A 17,355-nucleotide genomic window follows, 5' to 3' on the forward strand; every position below is an offset into this window, starting at 1 on the left:
GAAAAAGATCATGAGCAAGGCCATGAAGATCGCAATTGTCGATGACGAAAAAGATATGCGTCAGTCGATTTCACAATGGTTGGCACTGTCGGGTTTCGACACTGAAACCTTTGCGTCCGCCGAGGATGCGTTGAAAGGGCTGGGTAATGATTACCCCGGTATCGTGGTCAGCGACATCAAGATGCCCGGCATGGACGGGATGCAGTTTCTCAAAAAGCTCAAGGGCGTTGATAGTTCGTTGCCAGTGATCATGATTACAGGTCACGGTGATGTGCCGATGGCCGTCGAAGCGATGCGCGTCGGCGCGTTTGATTTCCTTGAAAAGCCGTTTAACCCGGACCGCATGACTGAGTTGGCCAAGAAGGCTACGTCAGCGCGACGTCTGACCCTTGATAACCGTGCATTGCGCAAGGAACTGTCGGATGGTTCCGCGTTGATCAAAAAGCTGATTGGTCAGTCGCCACCAATGGAACGCCTGAAGGAAGACATTCTTGATTTGGGGCAGGCCGATGGTCACGTCCTTGTCGAAGGCGAAACAGGCACGGGTAAGACCCTTGTCGCTCACGCCCTGCATGCGGTCGGCGCCCGTGCCAACAAGAAATTCGTTTTGCTAAGCTGTTCCGCGTATGACGAAGAGACCCTTGGCCGGATCATCTTTGGCCCCGCCAATGACGACGAACCGATCCCGGCGATGGAAGAAGCACGGGGCGGGACGCTGGTGCTGGAAGATATCGAAGCGCTGAGCCACTCGTTACAGGCACGCTTGCTGACGGCGATCAATGATCAGGGCACGCCTGCTGAAACCCGGATCGTGGCGATCTGTAACCTTCAAGAGCAGGATCAAACCTGCGAAAGCGTGCTGCGTCCGGATTTGTTCTATCGTCTTGCCGCTTTGCGGATCACGGTGCCCCCGCTGCGCCAGCGCGGCGAAGATATTCTGACGCTATTCACGCGTCTGGGTGAGCAGTTTTCAGAAGAATATGGCTGCGATGCGCCCGAAGTCAGCGCACAAGAGGCGGCCCAATTGTTGCAAGCGCCTTGGCCGGGCAATGTTCGCCAGTTGATTAACGTCGCTGAACGCGCAGTTCTGCAAAACCGTCGCGGCACTGGCTCAATCGCGTCGCTTTTGATGGCGGATACCGAAGAGATGAAGCCTGCAATGACGACTGAAGGCAAACCGCTGAAGGAATTTGTTGAGGCGTTTGAGCGGATGCTGATCGACAATACGATGCGCCGCCACAAGGGTTCCATTGTTTCTGTGATGGAAGAACTGTGCTTGCCACGTCGCACGCTGAACGAAAAGATGGCGAAGTATGGCTTGCAACGGTCTGATTACCTTTAGATAAAGGGGGCGCCCTGCCAGAAACGTGGGCGCCATCCCGGCTGCGTGTTCGTCCGGATTGATCCTTGCTTAACAAAGGGCCCGGCTGATGCTGCAGGCGATTGCTGCTTCCTGGAACGACCGACTTTTGCGGTTGGCGTTCCTGTCAATTACCCTGATGGGTGTCGCTGTTGCGGCAATCACGCCATTTCAGTCGGTGATAGGGATCGAACAGCTCGGGTTTTCACGAGGTATTTACGCCTTGATCACGACCGTTGGTGCGGCTTTCAGCGTTGCCGCGTCAGTCATTGTCGGGATCTATACCGACCAATCCGGCAGATACCGCAGCGTTTTGGCCATTTGTAATATGTTTGGTCTGGTCGCTGCGGCCTGCGTCTTTTTCCTGCCGTCCAAGGCGACGTTCGTTCTGGCGCATGTCTTTCTGTTTCCGATCGCTGCAACGACATTTACGCAGTATTTCGCGATGGCGAGTTTGGCGGCCAGCAACAATGTCAGGCTGGACAAAGACCTGAGCCTGTCGATGGTGCGGGCTGCTTTTGCCGGTGCGTTCGGACTGACGCCACCTTTGATTGCAATTGCAGTGGCAGGAGGGATGGAGTTGACCGCGGTTTATGGGTTTTCCGCTGTGATGAACGCCGTTGTGCTGGGCTTGATCATCCGCACATGGCCGGCAGAGACGACATCGTTGAACCAAACATCAGGCATTGGTTTCTTTGCTGCCATCAGAGAGCTGTCCAGCCCGCGCGTACTGATCCGCCTTGTCCTGATCGCGATTATCGTTGGGGTGAACGGGCTTTATAATATCCTGCTGGGTCTCTTGATTTTGAACAACCTTGGCGGTGCCGAAGCGGACGTGGGATGGTTTGCCGGTGGCGTGGCGTTGACGGAAGTACCGGTGATGTTGCTGGCTGCAATGGCCTTGCGTCACATTACAAGAAGCGCTGCTATCTTGATTGGATGCGTTGTCTATAGTGGTTTTTTAGCAGGTTTTGCGGCCTTGCCGAACATGGGCGCGGGGTGGTGGATGATTATTCCGGCAGGCATCGGCGCCGGTATCTTGTTGTCTGTGACCGTTGGCTACGTCCAAGACCTTGTGGCCGACAGGCCGGGGGCAGGATCTTCGCTGGTGTCGGTGTCGCATTTTGGCGGATCTATCGTTGCGGCCGCAGTCTTTGCGGCTGCGGCAGGTTTTACCGACTATCAGGGAACGGCCTGGTCGGGTGCCGTGATTGGGTTGTGTGCTGGCGTGTTGCTGTTTGCGCTTGATGGCGGTCGCTTGCGTCAGGCCAGTCATGGCCGAAAGGCGCATTAGATCTGGGCCTGCTGTCCGCCCCATTCCCTAGCTCGTGCGCCAGCGATCTGCCCAATCCAAATCAGCAAAACATGGCCCCTGTGTCGCCTCGCTGAATTTGATGTCTGTGTGACCCGTGTTCCACTCTAACAGATAAGGGTCGCCTGCGGGGTCGATGGCGATGTCCCACCCGACGCATTGCACATATGGCATTTGACGATGCAGTCGGAGGGCAAGGTCCTTGCAGGCCTGATAGTGCGGTATCGTGATGTCGTTGAATGTCGCCTGTGTGTCGGGGTGCCGGTTAATCGGCGTCCAATCGGGCTGATACCCGGTCTGGGATAATTGGCCCGTTTCAAGATCAAAGGCGATGCGGACCGCCGTTTTTGCTGCAACGAAGCTGTCAGCGTTTCGGCCAGTATGGACAAAGCCACCACGTAGGGAAAATTGGCCATCTTCATCATGTGCTGTCGTAAACCGTAGCGTCGACAAAGAGCGTTGGGAAATTGGGTCAAGCGCAGGATGTTGGTCGACAATGCGTTGGAAAACGCCACTTCCTAGTGAGCGCAGCGCGCGGGGATCAAATGTATCGCGGCTCAAGAAACGCACGCCTTGACCGCGTCGCGAATGATCAGCTTTGAAAATAATGCGGTCGCCGTAAACAAACAGCGCGGCTGACAGAGATTTCTGGGGCGCAATCCTGCCGTCGGCGAGAATAACGCGACCATCCACAAGGCAGGCAATGTCGGGCAGCGCGTTTTTCTCAAAGAAATACTTCGTAAGCCCCCGAGGCGCGCCGATTTTGCGATAAGACAATCTGTCGACGTAATATTGCTTGTAGTAGTTTTCCGGGATCCAGCCTTCGCGGAACTCTCCGGCGATTGCACTGTAGACGTAGAGCCAGGGCGCAAAGGTCAGCGAACCCAACGCGTCTTGTGCGTATGTATCGCACAGCATTCGGGCGTCAGACGAGAGAGGCGCCTGTTGTCGCGCAAGAGCATCGAGCGCACCCTTGTTGTAGCGGCGGTGGGCCGCAGCGAGGCGACGTGCTTTTCTTTGTGTGGCCCAACCGGCGCGGACTTTCCTGCGCAATACCTTGAATTTCATGCCCCAGAGTCCTGCGTCCGCTGTTCAATCGCCTTCTTCTTGAGGTTGAAACAATCATGATGTGGATGCCGCGACAATACAATTTTCGGGTTCACCGACGCGTTTGGCGGCAACAGCGAAAGATTGGGATTGTAAAATCGCCCCGTCCTCTACTATGTATGGCGTACGGATGTTCGCGCGACGGTCGCGCGGTGCCATCCGATGAGATTCTCTGAAGTGTATTTGGTCATCTATCAAGACCCTTCAGCTGATTTGATCCGCCTTTGGGTCAGAAGAACGCCCTTGGTTGTGCGGCGAACGCCGACCGGGCCATGAACGGGTCCCCCGTGGGACCGGAGAGCAACGCGATGCAAAGCGCGCGAAATAGCAGGCGAGAAGCAGACACCCTATGGGGTGCTGGCAGAGCCCGCGCGCAAGTCGCCAACATTAGACATATAGCACGGACAACAGCGCCCCCAGGGGCGCGACCGGGGTTATGTGCGAACGGACAAAATGCCAAAGAAAATGCTAATCGATGCCACACACGCGGAAGAAACCCGCGTTGTTGTGGTCGACGGGAACAAAGTCGAAGAATTTGATTTTGAAAGCCAATTCAAGCGTCAGCTTGCAGGCAACATCTACCTTGCAAAGGTGACACGGGTTGAACCATCGCTGCAGGCAGCGTTTGTAGATTACGGCGGTAATCGTCATGGGTTTCTGGCATTCTCGGAGATCCACCCGGACTACTACCAAATCCCGGTCGCTGACCGTGAGGCGCTGATCGCTGAGGAAAAAGCCTATGCCGAGGCGATGAAAGCCGAAGCGGAAGCAGAGGAAGAAAAGCCCAAACCAAAACGTCGTCGTCGCCGTGCGAAAGCCGCGGAAGTGGAAAGTGATGATGCTGTTGTGACCGGCGAGGTTGAAACCCCAGAGGATGAGACCTCTGGTGATATCGCAGGTATGGAAACCATCGACCTTGATGAAAGTGTTGAGGGTAGCTCGCCTATGGAGCTGGTCGCTGAGACGCCTGTGGAAACACCATCCAACGATGATGATGACGAGGCTGATGACGATGATGACGATCAGCCCAAGTCTGATCCCAGAAGCAAAGACGAAACTATTGAAAGTGTCGCCGAAGAAGACGACAGCGAAGATGTGCGTCCAGTGCGCAAGCCACGCCCAAAGCGGTACAAGATCCAAGAGGTCATCAAGGTTCGCCAGATCCTTTTAATCCAGGTTGTGAAAGAAGAGCGCGGCAACAAGGGTGCGGCCCTGACAACGTATTTGTCGCTTGCTGGTCGTTACTGCGTCTTGATGCCGAACACTGCGCGTGGGGGTGGGATCAGCCGCAAGATCACAAATGCTGCTGACCGCAAGAAGCTGAAGGAAATCGCTGGTTCCATGACGGTTCCCGAAGGGGCGGGTCTGATTATTCGGACGGCGGGATCGCAGCGCACCAAGGCGGAGATCAAGCGCGACTATGAATACCTGCAGCGTATGTGGGAACAGATCCGCGAATTGACTTTGAAGTCATCCGCGCCTGCAAAAATCTATGAAGAGGGGGACCTGATCAAACGCTCGATCCGCGATCTCTATTCCAAAGAAATCGACGAGGTTATTGTCGCAGGCGAGGCGGGGTATCGTACCGCCAAGGACTTCATGAAAATGATCATGCCGTCCCACGCCAAGAACGTGAAATATTATAGCGAACAGCTTCCGCTTTACGCCCGCTATCAGGTTGAGGGCTATCTGAACGGGATGTTTAACCCAACGGTGCAATTGCCATCGGGTGGCTATATCGTCATTGGCATCACCGAGGCGCTGGTTGCTATCGACGTCAACTCTGGTCGGGCCACGAAAGAAGGCTCGATTGAGCAAACCGCGACAAAAACCAATCTGGAGGCCGCTGATGAGGTGGCGCGCCAGTTGCGGTTGCGCGATTTGGCCGGTCTGATCGTTATCGACTTTATTGATATGGACGAGCGGCGGAACAACACAGCGGTTGAGAAACGCTTTAAGGACAAGCTGAAGACTGATCGCGCCCGTATTCAGGTGGGTCGCATCTCTGGGTTTGGCCTGATGGAGATGTCGCGCCAGCGTCTGCGTCCTGGCATGTTGGAGGCGACAACCCAGATGTGTTCGCATTGTCATGGCACAGGGCTTTTGCGCTCTGATGACAACGTGGCCTTGTCTATCCTGCGTGCCTTGGAAGAAGAGGGCGTGCGTGGCCGGTCCAAAGAGGTGCTGATCAAAGCACCGATTTCGATTGCCAACTTCCTGATGAACGGTAAGCGCGAACATATCGCGGACATCGAGGCGCGCTATGGCATGTCCGTGCGGATCGAATGTGATCCGTTGCTGGTGTCGCCTGACTTTGCAATTGAAAAGTTCAAGACAGCCACGCGTGTCGTGCCTGATGCAGCGCCGTTTGTGAGTTCCATTGCGATGATGGACGAGGATGCTGATGAGAACGCTGGCATCATTGTGGACGCGGAACCGGTCGAGGATGCACCATCTGAGGTTGCCGAAGGCGAGGATCGGCCCAAACGTAAGCGCCGTCGGCGTCGGCGGCGTCGGGGTGGCGGCGGCCGGGATGGTGAAAACCAGAACGGTGAGACTTCAGAGAATGCCGATGGCAACACAGAGGCCCCGCAAGCCGAGGCTGAAACAGATGCCCCAGCCGCCGCTCAGGTAACCGAAGAGGCGCCTACGACAGAAGAGAAGCCGAAGCGGACACGGACACGCCGCAGAAAGGTCGAACCTGAGGCGGAAGACGCAACCGAAGCGCCAGCGGAAGAAAAACCCGCTGAAGAGGTGGCGGAAGAAAAACCTGCACCCAAGAAACGGACACGCCGCAAGAAGGCCGAGCCCGTTGAAGAGGTGGCGGTGGCAAAGGACGCTGTGGAGGATGCACCTGCACCCGAAGCGGAGGAAAAGCCGAAACCTAAACGTCGCAGCCGGGCGAAGCCAAAGCCAGCCGCGACTGAGGAGGCTGTACCGAGTGCAGAGGCGAAACCGGAGACAGCTGTCGCTGAACCCGCACCTGAGCCAGAGCCAGTCGCCGCGGCCGAACCAGCGGCAGAAAAGCCCAAGCGCAAAGGTTGGTGGTCGCTCGGTCGCTGATGTCAGCATCAATCGTTATCACTGGGGGCTGCGGCTTTCTTGGCGCAGCCCTCGCCAACCATATCGCAGAAAATGGCGTGACGTTGCCGGGTGGACAGCATTTGCGGCACCCTACCATCCAGCTTTGGGACCGTCCGAATGCGGTCGTCCCGGTTATTTCGAATACAAAGTTCACGGCGATAGATATTGCCGATCCGGTGGCGGTCCGTGCCGCGATGCCGAAGGATGTCCGACTTGTTTATCACTTGGCGGCTGTTGTCAGCGGTCAGGCAGAGGCGGACTATGACCTTGGTATGCGGGTCAATGTTGGTGGAACAAACGCGGTTCTAGAGGCGGCACGTGCTGTGCAACCCGGCGTGACGGTGATTGGCACGTCCTCTTTGGCCGTCTATGGCGGCAATCCTGTTGAGCCCTTGACCGAGGCTACAGAAATTCAGCCACAAAACACCTATGGTGTGACCAAGGCGATGGCCGAGCTGATCATGGCCGACTACCGCAGACGTGATTGGGTTGATGCGCGCACCCTGCGTCTTCCGACGGTCATGGTACGTCCGGGAAAACCGAATGCGGCGGCGTCTTCTTTTGCGTCGTCAATCATTCGCGAACCTTTGGCGGGTTTGCCGGCGGTTTGCCCCGTAGCGCCCGAAATGGCGATGTGGGTGGCATCGCCGGGTGCTGCGGTCGCAGCGCTTTGGCATGCGCCGTCTGTTGCCCGTCAGGATTGGCCGTTGTTTGGTGCTGTCAACGTGCCGGGTTTGTGCGTGCAGGTCTATGCGATGCTCGCGGCTTTGCGCGGGCGGGCTGGGGATGCGACCGCCGATCTGGTTGAAATGAAACCAGAGCAACGGATCATTGATATCGTCGGCACGTGGCCGACGTATTTTGATACAAGCGTCGCGCAATCGCTCGGGTTTGTTGGCGATCCCGAATTTGACGCGATCCTCGATCAAGCCTTCTTGATGAAGTAGAATTGCCCATCGGGTGTGTCGTCTGTGCCCACCAAAGCATGCCCCGCTTCAACGCAGAAATGCGGCATGTCAACAATGGCGGCTGGATCATCGGCTAGAACGCGCAAAATCTGTCCCGATGCAAGGTCTTGCAGCCGTTTGCGCGCCTTGAGAACGGGAAGGGGGCAGAGCAGCCCCTTGGCATCAAGATCAGCGTCATAGGTCATATGCCCGACCTAGGTGGGATGTTTCATTTTGTCCACCAAGTTGTGACATTTTGGGCCGTGACCTACGGCGCGTGCTCGCATAGGTAGGGTGCGAAGGAAGACCGAATGCTTGATACCGCTCTTATTTTTGACGCAGCTCTATTGCCCGCAATGTTCATCGCGATGTTGGCGGGCATTTTGTCGTTCCTCAGTCCGTGTGTTTTGCCGGTCGTGCCGCCGTACCTCGCATACATGGGCGGCGTTTCTGTCAGCGAGATGGAAGAAACGAGCCAGGCACGTAAACGCGTGTTTGTGTCTGCCGTGTTCTTCGTTTTGGGGCTGTCCACGATCTTTTTGCTGCTGGGTCTGGCATTTTCGACAATGGGTCGCATGATGCTTCAGGTCCAGGACTGGTTTGTCGTCTGTGCCGGCGCCCTGATTATGGTTCTGGGCGCACATTTTGTTGGCGTTTTTCGGATTGGCTTTCTGGACCGCGAATTGCGGGTTGATGCAGGCGATAAGGGTGGTTCGGCCTTTGGCGCGTATCTTTTGGGCCTTGCCTTTGCCTTTGGCTGGACACCCTGTCTGGGTCCGATATTGGGCGCGATATTGAGCCTAGCCGCATCCGAGGCCGACGTGTCGCGCGGCACGATCTTGTTGGCGGTCTATGCGCTTGGCCTTGGCATTCCGTTCCTGCTTGTCGCAGCATTCTTCCCACGCCTGAAAGGTGTGATGGCCTGGATGAAACGGCACATGGACCGCATCGAAAAGGTTTCTGGACTGCTGCTTTGGACTGTTGGTCTGATGATGATGACAGGGCAGTTTGCAGCATTCAGCTATTGGTTGCTTGAACGGTTTCCAGCGCTGGCATTAATCGGCTAACCTCGCGTCCAAGGCATCAGCAAGGGACGGCGATGAACGCGCAATCAAGGCAGGTCAGTCGACGGCGGGTGTTTCACATTCCCGGCTATGATCCGATGCACCCCAGACGTTATCGTGAGCTTTATCGCAAGGAGGCGGCAGCGCAGGCGCAGATCAGTGGGTACGAGATCGCGTTGAAGGCCGAGACATCGGAGCAGTCTTTTCGCTGGTCGGTTGGGGCCCGCATAGATGGGCAGCCAGTACTGTCTCAGATCGACGTTTTGGTCTGGTCTGACATCGTCCGCGACAGCATGGCCCAATCAATCCCGGCCACCTATTGGCAGCTTGTCCAGACGGCGTGGGTTTATATCTCAACCGGAACCTTGCGCCGGTTGATGTGGATGCGCAAAGGACCGGTCATTGCTGCGCTCTATCCGGTTGTGATGCTGCTGGGGCAATTGATCGTGGCGCTGGCTGCGGGAGCAATTGTCGGTGGTTTGTTACAAAGCATCGTCATGGGCGCACTGACATGGATTGGACTGACGGACGGGGTGATTTTTGTCACTCTCGAGTGGATCCTTTGGGGTCTGAGATGGGGACTGTTCATCGCGATCTCTGTTGCGATACTGCGCTGGTTCAAAGCGCGCGATAACAAGCTGTTCGCCTATTATCTGATGCACGACTACGCCTATTCGGCCCAACGACGTGGCGAGAACCCGCCGGAACTGGAAGAACGTATGGCCGTGTTTGGACAGATCATTGCTGCCGCGCTTGGCGAAGACGTGGATGAGGTGTTGATTGTGGGCCATTCGTCCGGTGCCCATCTGGCCGTCTCGATCATTGCGGATGTTATCCGCGCAGGACATGTGCGCCCCGATGGGCCGCAGTTGGCGTTCCTGTCACTGGGGCAGGTTGTGCCGATGGTGTCTTTCTTGCCCCGTGCGCGGCGCTTGCGCAGTGATCTGGCGCTGTTGGCGACGCAAGAGAACGTCACATGGATTGATGTGTCGGCACCCGGCGACGGGTGCTGTTTTGCACTGTGCGATCCTGTTGCCGTCTCAGGCGTTACGCCACCGGGCAAGCGTTGGCCGTTGGTCATCTCGGCGGCTTTCACGCAAAGCCTATCGCCGGCCCGCTGGAAGGCGTTGCGCTGGCGCTTTTTCCGTCTGCATTTTCAGTATCTTTGCGCCTTCGATCAACCAAAGGACTATGATTATTTCCAGATTACCGCCGGGCCGGTGTTTCTGTCTGATCGATATGCGGGGCGGAAGCCGTCAGGCTCGCGCATCGACATCTCGGTGTCGAAATACACCTCTTTGATGCCATGAGGCCGTTGCCGCCCAAACCCCCATCGCGCCCTGAGCGCGTATCGCTGTGGCGCTACATGCGCCTGTTTCGCAAGGATATTTTGTCAGCCCAGCCCGCCAAGCTGTATCGTGCTTGGATGGCGGAATTTCGCACGCCGTTTTTCCGCAGCTATTTGATCAACGATCCTGCGTTGATCAAAGAGGTACTGACAAAGCACCCACAACATTTCCCAAAGTCAGATCGGATTGGCGCAGGCTTGCGGCCCTTGTTGGGCAACAGCGTTTTTCTAACAAATGGTGAGACCTGGAAGCGCCAACGCCGCATAATTGATCCGGCATTTGAAGGGGGACGTTTGCGCGATACGTTTCCGGGGATCTGTGCGGCGGGGGCGGCCGGTGTGGCGCGACTGGCCGCCAGCGCCGATGGGACGCCGCAGGAGATTGAGGTCGTCTCCAGTCATATTGCCGCTGACGTGATTTTCCGGACATTGTTTTCAATTCCCATCGAAGATGAAACCGCGCAAGAGGTGTTTGAGGCGTTCCGCGCCTATCAACGCACACAGCCAATCTTGAACCTTGGTGCTTTTGTCCGAGGGCCAGCGTGGATGCCGCGGTTCTTTAAATCTGAGACACGGACAACGGCCAAGAAGATCCGCGCGCTGATCACGAAACTGACCAAAGATCGCCTTGCGCTTATTGCAGCAGGTGATGCGCCCAATGATTTGGCAACGAAGATCATGACGACTAAGGACCCTGAAACCGGGGACGGCTTCACACTCGAAGAAATGGTGGATCAGGTTGCGATCTTTTTTCTTGCCGGCCACGAAACCAGCGCAGCGGCACTGGCTTGGGCGCTTTATCTAATGGCGCTGTATCCCGAGTGGCAGACAAAGTTGGCAAATGAGGCCGCGTCGTTCAGCGGTAACTTTTCAGATTTGGCACAGTTGAAGCAAACGCGTGATGTGTTTCGTGAAACGCTGCGCCTTTATCCGGCCGTTCCGATGATGGTGCGGGAGGCATCGCGGGCAGAGGTGTTTCGCGGACGTCAGGTAAAGCCCGGCGCGCAGGTTGTCGTCTCTCCATGGCATTTGCACCGACATAACCGGATGTGGGACAATCCCGATGCGTTTGATCCGGGGCGGTGGGACACCGAGAATGGCAAGACCTGCGCACGTGATGCTTACCTTCCGTTTTCGGCCGGGCCGCGTGTTTGCACCGGTGCTGGTTTTGCCTTGATCGAGGGTGTTGTCTTACTTTCTGGTCTGTTGCGTGCTTATGAATTTAATGTCGTTGAAGGGCGCGAACCGGTCCCTGTGGCCCACCTGACGGTGCGGTCCGAGGCAGGAATTTGGCTGCGAATCAGATCGCGCTAAGACCATTTTGTTTCCAGTTTGCCCACAGACCACGCGATTCGCGTGAATTTTTGGGCAAGATGAAACGTCTGACGACCTGTTTCTTGATGCCAATTGCGTGAGCGGATTCTTGCATACCCCTTAAAAACATGGCTTTAACGCTATTATGCCGCCGTTGTCTAAAAAAGGCATAATTGCGAGGGTGCCCACATTGTGCCATAACAAGATAACAAGTGGTTGGCTCGTAAAGGAGGCCTTAGGTTAAATGACTATTTCGCTTCCAGGTTCATCAGGAAAAGGCCTTACAGGTCTGTTCAAGCGTAAGAAGACATCGCCGGTTGCAAAGCCGATGGCGAAGAAACAGTTGGACGGCAATCAGGTGGCAAAGCTTTTTGACAAGCAAGCCCGTACGGCCAAGCCAATCAAGCCCGCCAAGCTGAGTGAGACTGAGCGAAATGCAAGTGCGCAGTTGAGCAATTTGCGCGGTGCGCTTTATTCAGACGATTGATTTCGCTCGAGCGCGCGTTCTAAGACGAAGATGCGTATCGCAGAGGCAAGCCCGAGATCACCTCGGGCTTCATCTATTTTAGCGGCAAGTCCATTGATCGTTTGCCCATCGGCTTCGGCACAGGCGCGGAACGCATCCCAAAAGATATCTTCAAGCGACACGCTGGTCCGGTGCCCGTGCAAGGTCAGCGATCTTTTGACAGGGCGACGGTGGGCCATTTAATCGTCTTCGAATTTAAGTTGTGACAAACGATCACTGGCTTGTGCGATACGTGCCGCATCCAGCACCTTTTCTGCTTTTGTTTGACCAAAGCGCACGGCATTTTCGTCGGCCTTTGCTTTCGCCTCTGCACGCGTCTTTGCCTTGCGTACCTTGTTGAGGTTGATCGGCTTCATTTCGGGCCGATCATGTCCTCTGGACGGACAACCTTGTCAAATGTTGCTTCGTCGACAAATCCGAGGTTGATCGCCTCTTCTTTGAGTGTTGTGCCGTTTTTATGCGCTGTCTTGGCGACAGTGGTCGCGTTGTCATAGCCAATGGTGGGTGCAAGCGCCGTCACCAACATAAGCGACTCGCGCATCAGCTTCTCGATCCGCGTCCGGTCGGCTTGTATGCCGACGACACAGTTGTCCGTAAAGGTCACAGAGGCGTCACCCAAAAGTTGCATAGATTGCAATACGTTATAGGCCATCATTGGTTTCATGACGTTTAATTCAAAATGCCCCTGAGAGCCAGCAAATCCAACAGCGGCGTCGTTGCCCATGACATGAGCGCAGACCTGGGTCAGCGCCTCAACCTGTGTTGGGTTTACTTTTCCGGGCATAATGGAAGAGCCGGGCTCATTTTCGGGCAACATCAACTCGCCCAGACCGCAGCGGGGGCCAGACCCCAGCATGCGGATATCAGCGGCGATTTTGTAAAGGCTGGCTGCGACGGTTTTGAGAGCTCCGGACATTTCTACCAGCGCATCATGCGCAGCAAGGGCCTCAAACTTGTTGGGTGCCGTTACAAAGGGCAGGCCGGTGATGTGTGCCATATGCGCAGCAACCGTTTCACCCCAGCCTTTGGGCGTGTTCAGACCTGTGCCGACCGCTGTGCCACCTTGAGCGAGTTCATAGATGGCCGGTAGCGCGGCCTTGATGCGACGGATGCCCATCGCAACCTGATGGGTATAACCGGAAAATTCCTGACCCAATGTCAGGGGGGTGGCGTCCATCGTATGCGTGCGACCGATCTTGATGACGTCTTCAAACTCGGACTGCTTTTGCTCAAGTGCGGCATGAAGCTTTGCCAGACCTGGCAAAAGGACGTCATGGGCAGTCATGGCGACAGCGATGTGCATTGCTGTGGGGAAGGTATCGTTTGATGACTGGCCCATGTTGCAGTGATCATTGGGGTGGATCGGATCCTTTGATCCGATGGTCCCACCCAACATCTCAATTGCGCGGTTTGAGATCACCTCATTGGCGTTCATGTTTGATTGTGTGCCAGATCCAGTTTGCCAGACAACAAGTGGAAAGTGATCATCCAGCTTGCCGGCGACAACTTCGGCAGCGGCCGCAATGATCGCATCGGCCTTTTCGGCATCCAATTTGCCGCGCTCCTTGTTGGCCATCGCGCAGGCCTGCTTGATGACGCCCAAACCCCGTACGATCGCCACTGGCTGCTTTTCCCAACCGATTGGAAAATTCATGATCGAGCGCTGTGTTTGTGCGCCCCAGTACCGGTCCGCCTGAACTTCGAGAGGGCCGAAGCTATCGGTTTCTGTGCGTGTCTCGGTCATGAAGAATACCCTGTGTTTGCTGTTGTTGCGGCAGGAATAGCCAATCGCGTGGATGAAGGCAATTGATGACAACGGCGGCCCATCGTGTTGAAATACTGGTATTTCAGAGAGGAGATTTTAGATGTTTGGTTTCAACCCCAACGAAGAAAAGCCCTTCGACGCCAACTGGGTCAGCCCGGATACAGAAGAAGCACTGCTTGGTCAGAGACGACTTATTTCTGTCGTCGGCCTGACGGCCATACTGCTCCCGCCGACCGTAATACTTGTGGATCAATACTCAGAGCTGCCGTGCTTTCGCGACAGTCTGAGCCACTACTACTACAGTCAACGGTCCGGCGTTGTATTTGTGATGACTTTGGCGTTCATCGGCACATTGCTATCAGCCTATCGCGCCGAGGCTCCTTTTGTCAGATGGCTTGCACTGGTCGCCGGCATGGCGGGGTTGATCGTTGCAGTGTTTCCCACAGAAGGGGCAGGCTGCGAATTGGCCGCCTTTAACGCCCGCCTTTTCGGCACGGTGCAAGACCGTGTGCCAGCGGTGGATTTTGAGACCGGCTTCATCCTGTTTGCCGGCGTTGGCATCATTCACTATGCGGCAGCGGCAGTGATGTTTGGTCTGATGTTCTATTTCTGCGCGGTTGTATTCCGCAGACCGGGTGAGAATGACACGAAATCGGACGGCATCCAAAAAACAGACATCAAGAAGTTCCGCAATACGATCTATGCAGGTTGTGCTATCGTAATCGCGCTTGCGATGATCGTTATGGCGCTGAGTTGGGTGCCACAGGTAGGTGACCTGCTCCCGCGACGGATTATCCTCATTGGCGAATGGGTTGCCTTGTGGGCTTTTGGCACGGCTTGGCTTGTGAAAGGGCGTTTGTTTGGCACCAGCCTTGGTGCCTAGGTCTTGCGAAACTGGTCGAGGCTGACAACCTCAGCATCTTTGTGCTCTTCGTCCTGCGCATCTTCAGGTTCGACCATTTCATCCATCGGGGCTTCTTCGGCCTCGGCAACTTGAGGTTCTGAAGCTTGGTCCTCATCGTCGTCTTGCGTTTCGAACCGCAAACCAAACTCGACGGATGGATCAACGAAGGTTTTGATCGCGTCATAAGGGATGTATAGCGTTTCGGGATTGTCACCGAAATTCAGCGTTATTGTGAAACCCTCGCTGGTGACATCCAGATTGTCAAACCAATGCTGGATGACAACGGTCATTTCGCCGGGGTATCTATCGGATAGCCAATCCGCGATTTCAACATCCGGATGCATCGTGTCGAATGTGATGAAGAAATGATGCTGCCCAGGCAATCCGTCTTTCTGGACGTTTGTCAGCACTTCTTGGATCAGGCCACGCATGGCCCGGTGCATCAAGTTCCCATAGTCTATGGTGCTGGTCACGGCGTTGTTCCCCTTACGTCATATCACTACCATAAGGGATCTGAGCCGGGTGAAAAGGGGCGCTGTCACAACACTCCGATCAAGACATGGGCCACAAGGCTGAGTGTCGCAGATATCAGCAACACAAGCGGAAGCGGCCAATGGCGCCAGAGCAGCAGCCCACCCGTGATGATAGCCAAGCAGATCGCAAGCGGTTGGAATGTGCTGAGGGCAGGCCATACCGTCTGTATAGGGCCAAAAGTGATGTTGCGAACGTCGCCAAAGAACACATGCAGCGCAAACCATAATGATAAGTTGGCGATAACGCCGACAACGGCCGCCGTAATTGCGGCCAGAGCGCCGCGCAAGCGAGGCCGCCCGTCGAGCCAGTCGATCAAGGGTGCACCCGCGAAAATCCAAATGAAGCAAGGCACAAACGTCACCCAGAGCGTCAGTATGCCCGCAATTATGGCCATTGCTGTGCCGCCCTCGGCCAATCCCGCGATCATGCCGACAAATTGCGTGACGAGTATCAGCGGTCCGGGTGTCGTTTCGGCCAACCCCAAAGCATCCATCATTTGAGGGGTTGTCAGCCATTGGTATGACACCACGACCTCTTGGGTCATATAGGTCAACACGGCATAAGCCCCGCCAAAGGTCACCACAGCGAGCGTTGAAAAGAATATGCCAACATCTTGCAGGAATGCGTTTCCTGTGATGGCGATCAGCGCAAAAGGCCCCCCCAGATCAACGCACCGACGACGACGATGATGAGGCTGTTGCGTAGGTGGCTGGTCTGCCGGACGGGCGATGCCGTTTCTCCGGGCTTGGCGCATGCGCCGATAATGGCGGCAACACCGATCACGGCAGGAAATGGGAGAGCGAAGAAGAACAAAGCGACGAACGCCGCCACGGCGAGGAGCAAGTGCATCCTGCCTATCAAGGCCCGCCGCGCAATCTTCAGCAGCGCTTCAATCACGATAGTCACGACCGTTGCTTTGACACCCAAAAAGAGCGCTTGTACGATCGGTAAATTGCCATATGTGCCGTATGCCAAGGCAAGCGCCATGATCACAATTGCGCCGGGCAGAAAGAACAGCCCGCCACCGATCAATCCGCCAACAATGCCTTGCCGCTTCCATCCTGCGTACGTTGCCAACTGCATCGCCTCTGGACCGGGCAGCAGCATACAAAAGGACAAGGCGCGCAAGAATTGTTCTTCAGACAACCAGTCGCGCTTTTCGACGAGTTCTTTATGCATCAGCGCGATTTGCGCGGCTGGCCCACCAAAGGACAACAGCCCGATCCGCCCGAAAACGCGGACTAGCTCACCTTTCATGCCAAGCGTCCCGCTGGCCAATCGTGACCTTCTTCTTGTCCATCTCGGGCCCAGCGATAAAGCGCGTCGTAAAGCAGCATACCTGCGTCCAACTGGGCCGCATCATCACGAAACATTCGTGACAGCCCAACTGATACGGCCAGGAGGCCAGCGGCTTGCGGGGCAAGCGTATGATTGTCGGTGTCTGCCGCGCGCACCACGGTTGCAAGCGCGTCAAGGGCAGGGTGGCTCAGCCCAAACTGGCTGATCATCTTGTCAAATGTACAATTGTCGCCTTCGTGGCTCCAAAAAACACCTTCGATATCAAAAGGCGTTGCCGCAAAGCGCGCTGCGACGTCCATCACCGTGGCCGGCGGAACAAACAGAAATTTTGCGCCCGGATCGACAAAGCGGCGGATCAGCCAAGGGCACGCGATCCGGTCAATTTTGGGTCGGTGTCGGGTGACCCAGACCGCGCCGGGGACCGCGTCTGCTGGAACACGCGGTAGGTCGGCGTCGCGCCAACCATGATTGCCGCCAGTCAGCACCTGTGCACCGATCCCCTGTGCGCGCAAATGTGCCGCGACACCATGCGATAGCTTCTGCCCCTTTTGGCAAATGATCACAGCATCATTATCGCCAAGCCGTCTGATCAGGCCATCAATATCGGTGTGCGGGTGACGAAAGGCTGTTGGGACAAAATGCGGATCATCGGCAAAGTCGGCATCGATACAAACATCAATGATGACAGGGCAATGCGGCGTGCCGATCAGACGCATCAGGTTCGCGGGGGAAATTTCATTGAAAGCCGCCATAGCGCATCCTTTCTGAAGGTGTCAGTGGATGCGATGCTT

General features: G+C 55.9%; 16 protein-coding genes and 1 pseudogene. 9 read left to right on the forward strand and 8 right to left on the reverse strand.

The features are described from left to right. Nucleotides 1–10: 10 nt before the first annotated feature. Nucleotides 11–1,342, forward strand: coding sequence for a sigma-54-dependent transcriptional regulator (locus ACZ1G5_RS17710; protein ID WP_472734087.1), 1,332 nt, complete (start codon nt 11–13; stop codon nt 1,340–1,342). Nucleotides 1,343–1,430: 88 nt separating this feature from the next. Then, a complete protein-coding gene (locus ACZ1G5_RS17715) occupies nt 1,431–2,654 on the forward strand; it encodes an MFS transporter (RefSeq protein WP_472734088.1) in 1,224 nt (407 codons plus the stop codon). A 27-nt stretch (nt 2,655–2,681) separates the two neighbouring features. Here the strand turns inward: ACZ1G5_RS17715 and ACZ1G5_RS17720 are convergent, their stop codons facing one another. Beyond that, nucleotides 2,682–3,740: a sugar-transfer associated ATP-grasp domain-containing protein gene (locus ACZ1G5_RS17720; RefSeq protein WP_472734089.1), complete on the reverse strand. Its 1,059-nt coding sequence runs from the start codon at nt 3,738–3,740 to the stop codon at nt 2,682–2,684. 492 nt (nt 3,741–4,232) lie between these two features. Between ACZ1G5_RS17720 and ACZ1G5_RS17725 the strand changes: the two genes are divergently transcribed. Then, nucleotides 4,233–6,842 (forward strand): Rne/Rng family ribonuclease, encoded by a 2,610-nt coding sequence (locus ACZ1G5_RS17725; RefSeq protein WP_472734090.1) that lies wholly within the window; start codon nt 4,233–4,235, stop codon nt 6,840–6,842. Continuing rightward, entirely contained in the window at nt 6,842–7,810 is a 969-nt protein-coding gene (gene denD / locus ACZ1G5_RS17730; RefSeq protein WP_472734091.1) for a D-erythronate dehydrogenase, read from the forward strand. Before ACZ1G5_RS17725 ends, denD begins: the two co-directional genes overlap by 1 nt. Here denD and ACZ1G5_RS17735 read toward each other — a convergent pair. After that, a complete protein-coding gene (locus ACZ1G5_RS17735; RefSeq protein WP_472734092.1) occupies nt 7,789–8,016 on the reverse strand; it encodes a sulfurtransferase TusA family protein in 228 nt (75 codons plus the stop codon). The genes denD and ACZ1G5_RS17735 overlap by 22 nt on opposite strands. A 105-nt stretch (nt 8,017–8,121) precedes the next feature. Here ACZ1G5_RS17735 and ACZ1G5_RS17740 point away from each other — a divergent pair, with 105 nt between their 5' ends. The 4 genes from ACZ1G5_RS17740 (at nt 8,122) to ACZ1G5_RS17755 (ending at nt 12,023) form a co-directional block, all read left to right on the forward strand. Further along, nucleotides 8,122–8,877 carry a cytochrome c biogenesis CcdA family protein gene (locus ACZ1G5_RS17740; protein WP_472734093.1) on the forward strand — a complete coding sequence of 252 codons (756 nt, stop codon included), beginning with the start codon at nt 8,122–8,124 and terminating at the stop codon, nt 8,875–8,877. 32 nt (nt 8,878–8,909) lie between these two features. Next, nucleotides 8,910–10,184, forward strand: a complete 1,275-nt coding sequence (locus ACZ1G5_RS17745) for a hypothetical protein (RefSeq protein WP_472734094.1) — start codon at nt 8,910–8,912, stop codon at nt 10,182–10,184. Further along, nucleotides 10,181–11,536 carry a cytochrome P450 gene (locus ACZ1G5_RS17750; RefSeq protein WP_472734095.1) on the forward strand — a complete coding sequence of 452 codons (1,356 nt, stop codon included), beginning with the start codon at nt 10,181–10,183 and terminating at the stop codon, nt 11,534–11,536. The genes ACZ1G5_RS17745 and ACZ1G5_RS17750 overlap by 4 nt, the downstream gene beginning before the upstream one ends. Nucleotides 11,537–11,780: 244 nt before the next feature. Next, a complete protein-coding gene (locus tag ACZ1G5_RS17755; protein WP_472734096.1) occupies nt 11,781–12,023 on the forward strand; it encodes a hypothetical protein in 243 nt (80 codons plus the stop codon). Here the strand turns inward: ACZ1G5_RS17755 and ACZ1G5_RS17760 are convergent. Genes ACZ1G5_RS17760 through fumC form a run of 3 tightly spaced genes read right to left on the reverse strand, consistent with a single transcriptional unit; the run spans nt 12,008 to nt 13,806 of the window. After that, nucleotides 12,008–12,241, reverse strand: coding sequence for a ribbon-helix-helix domain-containing protein (locus ACZ1G5_RS17760; RefSeq protein ID WP_472734097.1), 234 nt, complete (start codon nt 12,239–12,241; stop codon nt 12,008–12,010). The two genes, ACZ1G5_RS17755 and ACZ1G5_RS17760, sit on opposite strands and share 16 nt — an antisense overlap. Continuing rightward, the gene (locus ACZ1G5_RS17765; RefSeq protein ID WP_472734098.1) at nt 12,242–12,418 is read right to left on the reverse strand and encodes a DUF4169 family protein; all 177 of its coding nucleotides are present in this window, start codon (nt 12,416–12,418) and stop codon (nt 12,242–12,244) included. Continuing rightward, nucleotides 12,415–13,806 (reverse strand): class II fumarate hydratase, encoded by a 1,392-nt coding sequence (fumC, locus tag ACZ1G5_RS17770; protein ID WP_472734099.1) that lies wholly within the window; start codon nt 13,804–13,806, stop codon nt 12,415–12,417. The genes ACZ1G5_RS17765 and fumC overlap by 4 nt, the downstream gene beginning before the upstream one ends. Nucleotides 13,807–13,927: 121 nt before the next feature. On the opposite strand from fumC, the gene ACZ1G5_RS17775 reads away from it, so the two are divergent. After that, nucleotides 13,928–14,710, forward strand: coding sequence for a hypothetical protein (locus ACZ1G5_RS17775; RefSeq protein ID WP_472734100.1), 783 nt, complete (start codon nt 13,928–13,930; stop codon nt 14,708–14,710). On the opposite strand, the gene ACZ1G5_RS17780 is transcribed toward ACZ1G5_RS17775, so the two are convergent. From ACZ1G5_RS17780 to ACZ1G5_RS17790, 3 genes and pseudogenes are all read right to left on the reverse strand, one after another. After that, on the reverse strand, nt 14,707–15,204 hold the full coding sequence (locus ACZ1G5_RS17780) for an SspB family protein (RefSeq protein ID WP_472734101.1): 498 nt from the start codon (nt 15,202–15,204) through the stop codon (nt 14,707–14,709). The two genes, ACZ1G5_RS17775 and ACZ1G5_RS17780, sit on opposite strands and share 4 nt — an antisense overlap. Before the next feature lie 65 nt (nt 15,205–15,269). Then, nucleotides 15,270–16,522 (reverse strand): annotated as a pseudogene (gene chrA / locus ACZ1G5_RS17785) (chromate efflux transporter). Next, nucleotides 16,519–17,316 carry a chromate resistance protein ChrB domain-containing protein gene (locus ACZ1G5_RS17790; RefSeq protein WP_472734102.1) on the reverse strand — a complete coding sequence of 266 codons (798 nt, stop codon included), beginning with the start codon at nt 17,314–17,316 and terminating at the stop codon, nt 16,519–16,521. Before ACZ1G5_RS17790 ends, chrA begins: the two are co-directional and overlap by 4 nt. Nucleotides 17,317–17,355 lie beyond the last annotated feature (39 nt).

The sequence above is a fragment of the Yoonia sp. JB2-21 genome (assembly GCF_055693545.1).

Bases quoted from the DNA above. Each gene is read 5' to 3' on its own strand.
- ACZ1G5_RS17710 (WP_472734087.1), top strand. From the start codon at position 11: ATGAGCAAGGCCATGAAGATCGCAATTGTCGATGACGAAAAAGATATG.
- ACZ1G5_RS17715 (WP_472734088.1), top strand. From the start codon at position 1,431: ATGCTGCAGGCGATTGCTGCTTCCTGGAACGACCGACTTTTGCGGTTG.
- ACZ1G5_RS17720 (WP_472734089.1), bottom strand. From the start codon at position 3,740: ATGAAATTCAAGGTATTGCGCAGGAAAGTCCGCGCCGGTTGGGCCACA.
- ACZ1G5_RS17725 (WP_472734090.1), top strand. From the start codon at position 4,233: ATGCCAAAGAAAATGCTAATCGATGCCACACACGCGGAAGAAACCCGC.
- denD (WP_472734091.1), top strand. From the start codon at position 6,842: ATGTCAGCATCAATCGTTATCACTGGGGGCTGCGGCTTTCTTGGCGCA.
- ACZ1G5_RS17735 (WP_472734092.1), bottom strand. From the start codon at position 8,016: ATGACCTATGACGCTGATCTTGATGCCAAGGGGCTGCTCTGCCCCCTT.
- ACZ1G5_RS17740 (WP_472734093.1), top strand. From the start codon at position 8,122: ATGCTTGATACCGCTCTTATTTTTGACGCAGCTCTATTGCCCGCAATG.
- ACZ1G5_RS17745 (WP_472734094.1), top strand. From the start codon at position 8,910: ATGAACGCGCAATCAAGGCAGGTCAGTCGACGGCGGGTGTTTCACATT.
- ACZ1G5_RS17750 (WP_472734095.1), top strand. From the start codon at position 10,181: ATGAGGCCGTTGCCGCCCAAACCCCCATCGCGCCCTGAGCGCGTATCG.
- ACZ1G5_RS17755 (WP_472734096.1), top strand. From the start codon at position 11,781: ATGACTATTTCGCTTCCAGGTTCATCAGGAAAAGGCCTTACAGGTCTG.
- ACZ1G5_RS17760 (WP_472734097.1), bottom strand. From the start codon at position 12,241: ATGGCCCACCGTCGCCCTGTCAAAAGATCGCTGACCTTGCACGGGCAC.
- ACZ1G5_RS17765 (WP_472734098.1), bottom strand. From the start codon at position 12,418: ATGAAGCCGATCAACCTCAACAAGGTACGCAAGGCAAAGACGCGTGCA.
- fumC (WP_472734099.1), bottom strand. From the start codon at position 13,806: ATGACCGAGACACGCACAGAAACCGATAGCTTCGGCCCTCTCGAAGTT.
- ACZ1G5_RS17775 (WP_472734100.1), top strand. From the start codon at position 13,928: ATGTTTGGTTTCAACCCCAACGAAGAAAAGCCCTTCGACGCCAACTGG.
- ACZ1G5_RS17790 (WP_472734102.1), bottom strand. From the start codon at position 17,316: ATGGCGGCTTTCAATGAAATTTCCCCCGCGAACCTGATGCGTCTGATC.